1 protein-coding gene and 1 pseudogene are annotated in these 4876 nt (G+C 65.1%); both read left to right on the top strand.

Translation table 11 applies throughout. The features are described from left to right. Positions 1 to 1059 (top strand): annotated as a pseudogene (locus VFA16_RS02995) (DNA-directed RNA polymerase subunit beta); the annotation flags it as partial. A 39-nt stretch (positions 1060 to 1098) separates the two neighbouring features. Beyond that, on the top strand, positions 1099 to 4876 hold a 3778-nt coding region (locus VFA16_RS02990), incomplete at its 3' end, for a DNA-directed RNA polymerase subunit beta' (RefSeq protein ID WP_324966389.1).

The following is a 4876-nucleotide window of genomic DNA, read 5'->3' as shown; positions in this document are numbered from 1 at the left end:
GAGAAGGCCCGCGAGGTCCGCGACACCTCACTGAAGGTTCCGCACGGCGAGTCCGGCAAGGTCATCGGCATCCGGGTGTTCTCCCGCGAGGACGACGACGAGCTGCCCGCAGGAGTCAACGAGCTGGTCCGCGTCTACGTGGCCCAGAAGCGCAAGATCTCCGACGGCGACAAGCTGGCCGGCCGGCACGGCAACAAGGGCGTGATCGGCAAAATCCTGCCGGTCGAGGACATGCCGTTCCTGCCGGACGGCACCCCGGTGGACATCATCCTGAACACCCACGGGGTGCCGCGACGGATGAACATCGGCCAGATCCTCGAGACCCACCTGGGCTGGTGTGCCCACAGCGGCTGGAAGATCGACACCTCCAACGGGCTGCCGGACTGGGCGTCCAAGCTGCCCGAGCAGTTGCTGGAGGCCGAGCCGAACAAGATCGTCGCCACCCCGGTGTTCGACGGCGCCCAGGAAGCCGAGCTGCAGGGTCTGCTGTCGGCCACGCTGCCCAACCGCGACGGCGAGGTGCTGGTCGACGGCGACGGCAAGGCCGTGCTGTTCGACGGGCGGTCCGGTGAGCCGTTCCCGTACCCGGTGACGGTCGGCTTCATGTACATCATGAAGCTGCACCACCTGGTGGACGACAAGATCCACGCCCGCTCGACCGGGCCGTACTCGATGATCACCCAGCAGCCGCTGGGCGGTAAGGCGCAGTTCGGTGGTCAGCGGTTCGGCGAGATGGAGTGCTGGGCCATGCAGGCCTACGGCGCGGCCTACACGCTGCAGGAGCTGCTGACCATCAAGTCCGACGACACCGTCGGCCGGGTCAAGGTGTACGAGGCGATCGTCAAGGGCGAGAACATCCCCGAGCCGGGGATCCCCGAGTCGTTCAAGGTGCTGCTTAAGGAACTGCAGTCGCTGTGCCTCAACGTCGAGGTGCTCTCAAGCGACGGCGCGGCCATCGAGCTGCGCGAAGGCGAAGACGAGGACCTGGAACGCGCCGCGGCCAACTTGGGAATCAACTTGTCGCGCAACGAATCTGCCTCTGTCGAGGATCTTGCTTAATTATCTAGTCACTAAACCCGCAAGGGGAAAGGGAGTTACGTGCTAGACGTCAACTTCTTCGATGAACTCCGCATCGGCCTCGCCACCGCGGAAGACATCAGGCAATGGTCTTACGGTGAAGTGAAGAAGCCGGAAACCATCAACTACCGCACGCTGAAGCCGGAGAAGGACGGCCTGTTCTGCGAGAAGATCTTTGGACCGACTCGCGACTGGGAGTGCTACTGCGGCAAGTACAAGCGCGTGCGCTTCAAGGGCATCATCTGTGAGCGTTGCGGTGTCGAGGTGACTCGCGCCAAGGTGCGCCGCGAGCGGATGGGCCACATCGAGCTCGCCGCACCGGTCACCCACATCTGGTACTTCAAAGGCGTGCCTTCACGGTTGGGCTACCTGCTGGACCTGGCGCCGAAGGATCTCGAGAAGATCATCTACTTCGCGGCCTACGTCATCACCGAGGTCGACGACGAGATGCGGCACAACGAGCTGTCCACGCTTGAGGCCGAGATGGCCATTGAGCGCAAGCAGATCGAGGACCAGCGTGACGCCGAGCTGGAGGCGCGTGCCCAAAAGCTCGAGGCCGACCTGGCCGAGCTGGAGGCCGAAGGCGCCAAAGCCGATGCCCGACGCAAGGTTCGCGACGGCGGCGAGCGGGAGATGCGACAGATCCGCGACCGTGCGCAGCGTGAGCTGGACCGGCTGCAGGAGATCTGGGACACCTTCACCAAGCTGGCCCCGAAGCAGCTGATCGTCGACGAAAATCTCTACCGCGAGCTGGTCGACCGCTACGGCGAGTACTTCACCGGCGCCATGGGCGCCGAGGCGATCCAGAAGCTGATCGAGAACTTCGACATCGAGGCCGAGGCGGACTCGCTGCGTGAGGTCATCCGAAGCGGCAAGGGGCAGAAGAAGCTTCGCGCGCTGAAGCGGCTCAAGGTGGTGGCGGCGTTCCAGCAGTCGTCCAACTCGCCGATGGGCATGGTGCTCGACGCGGTGCCGGTGATTCCGCCGGAGCTGCGCCCGATGGTGCAACTCGACGGTGGCCGGTTCGCCACATCGGATTTGAATGACCTGTATCGCCGGGTGATCAACCGCAACAACCGGCTCAAGAGGCTGATCGACCTCGGTGCGCCCGAGATCATCGTCAACAACGAGAAGCGGATGCTGCAAGAGTCGGTGGACGCGCTGTTCGACAACGGCCGGCGCGGCCGCCCGGTCACCGGGCCGGGCAACCGTCCGCTGAAGTCGTTGAGCGATCTGCTCAAGGGTAAGCAGGGCCGGTTCCGTCAGAACCTGCTCGGTAAGCGCGTCGACTACTCGGGCCGTTCGGTGATCGTGGTCGGTCCGCAGCTCAAGCTGCACCAGTGCGGTCTGCCGAAACTGATGGCGCTCGAGCTGTTCAAGCCGTTCGTGATGAAGCGGCTGGTTGACCTCAACCACGCGCAGAACATCAAGAGCGCCAAGCGGATGGTGGAGCGTCAGCGTCCGCAGGTGTGGGATGTGCTCGAAGAGGTCATCGCCGAGCACCCGGTGCTGCTGAACCGCGCACCGACCCTGCACCGGTTGGGTATCCAGGCTTTCGAGCCAATGCTGATCGAGGGCAAGGCAATTCAGCTGCACCCGCTGGTGTGTGAGGCGTTCAATGCCGACTTCGACGGCGACCAGATGGCGGTGCACCTGCCGTTGAGCGCCGAGGCGCAGGCCGAGGCCCGCATCCTGATGCTGTCCTCGAACAACATCCTGTCGCCGGCGTCGGGCCGTCCGCTGGCCATGCCGCGGCTGGACATGGTGACCGGGCTGTACTACCTGACCACCGAAGTCCCTGGCGACACCGGCGAATACCAGTCGGCCACCAAGGATTCGCCGGAAAGCGGCGTATACAGTTCGCCGGCCGAGGCGATCATGGCGATGGACCGCGGCGCCTTGAGCGTGCGGGCCAAGATCAAGGTGCGGCTTTCCCAGCTGCGCCCGCCGGTCGAAATCGAGGACGAGCTGTTCGGCCGAAACGGTTGGCGGGCAGGGGATGCCTGGACAGCGGACACCACGCTGGGCCGGGTGCTGTTCAACGAGCTGCTGCCGCAGGGCTATCCGTTCGTGAACAAGCAGATGCACAAGAAGGTGCAGGCCACCATCATCAACGACCTGGCCGAGCGCTACCCGATGATCGTGGTCGCCCAGACCGTCGACAAGCTCAAGGACGCCGGCTTCTACTGGGCCACCCGCTCCGGTGTGACCGTGTCGATGGCTGACGTGCTGGTGCCGCCGAACAAGCAGGAGATCCTCGACGCCTACGAAGAGCGGGCCGACAAGGTCGAAAAGCAGTTCCAGCGTGGCGCGTTGAACCACGACGAGCGCAACGAGGCACTGGTGGAGATCTGGAAGGAAGCCACCGACGAGGTCGGTCAGGCGCTCCGAGACCACTACCCCGACGACAACCCGATCATCACGATCGTGGAGTCCGGTGCTACCGGTAACTTCACCCAGACCCGCACGCTGGCCGGGATGAAGGGGCTGGTGACCAACCCGAAGGGTGAGTTCATCCCGCGGCCGATCAAGTCGTCGTTCCGTGAAGGTCTGACGGTGTTGGAGTACTTCATCAACACCCACGGTGCGCGGAAAGGCTTGGCCGACACCGCCTTGCGTACCGCGGACTCCGGTTACCTGACCCGCCGGCTAGTGGACGTGTCGCAGGACGTCATCGTCCGCGAGGCTGACTGCGGCACCGAGCGCGGGATCACCGTCGAGCTGGCCGAGCGCCAGGCCGACGGCACGCTGATCCGCGACCCGTTCATCGAGACCTCGGCGTACGCCCGCACGCTGGGCACCGACGCGGTCGACAAGGACGGCAACGTCATCGTCGAACGCGGCCGAGACCTGGGCGATCCGGAGATCGAGGCACTGCTGGCCGCCGGTATCACCCACGTGAAGGTGCGTTCGGTGCTGACCTGTGCGACCGGTATGGGTGTGTGCGCGACCTGCTACGGGCGGTCCATGGCCACCGGCAAGCTGGTCGACATCGGCGAAGCGGTGGGAATCGTTGCCGCGCAGTCGATTGGTGAGCCGGGCACGCAGCTGACCATGCGCACGTTCCACCAGGGTGGTGTCGGTGAGGACATCGTCAGTGGTCTGCCACGGGTCCAGGAGCTGTTCGAGGCCCGGGTGCCGCGGGGCAAGGCGCCGATCGCCGACGTCACCGGACGCATCCGGCTCGAGGAGGGCGAGCGCTTCTACAAGATCACCATCGTTCCGGACGACGGTGGCGAGGAAGTGGTCTACGACAGGCTCTCTAAGCGTCAGCGGCTGCGCGTGTTCAAGCACCAAGACGGCAGCGAGCGCGTGCTTGCCGACGGCGACCACGTCGAGGTGGGCCAGCAGCTGATGGAAGGCTCCGCCGACCCGCACGAGGTGCTGCGCGTGCAGGGCCCCCGCGAGGTGCAGATCCACCTCACCAAGGAGGTCCAGCAGGTCTACCGGGCGCAGGGCGTGTCGATCCACGACAAGCACATCGAGGTGATCGTCCGGCAGATGCTGCGCCGGGTGACGATCATCGACTCGGGCTCAACGGAATTCCTGCCCGGCTCGCTGATCGACCGCGCAGAGTTCGAGGCCGAGAACCGTCGGGTGGTGGCCGAGGGCGGCGAGCCCGCTGCCGGCCGTCCGGTGCTGATGGGTATCACCAAGGCGTCGTTGGCCACGGACTCGTGGCTCTCCGCGGCGTCGTTCCAGGAGACCACGCGGGTGCTGACCGATGCGGCGATCAACTGCCGCAGCGACAAGCTGCAGGGTCTGAAGGAGAACGTGATCATCGGAAAGCTGATCCCGG

The sequence above is a fragment of the Mycobacterium sp. genome, assembly GCF_035653355.1.
Classification (GTDB): Bacteria; Actinomycetota; Actinomycetes; order Mycobacteriales; family Mycobacteriaceae; genus Mycobacterium.
Note: the sequence above shows the minus strand (reverse complement) of the source record. Positions and strands in the feature narration are given on the sequence as shown.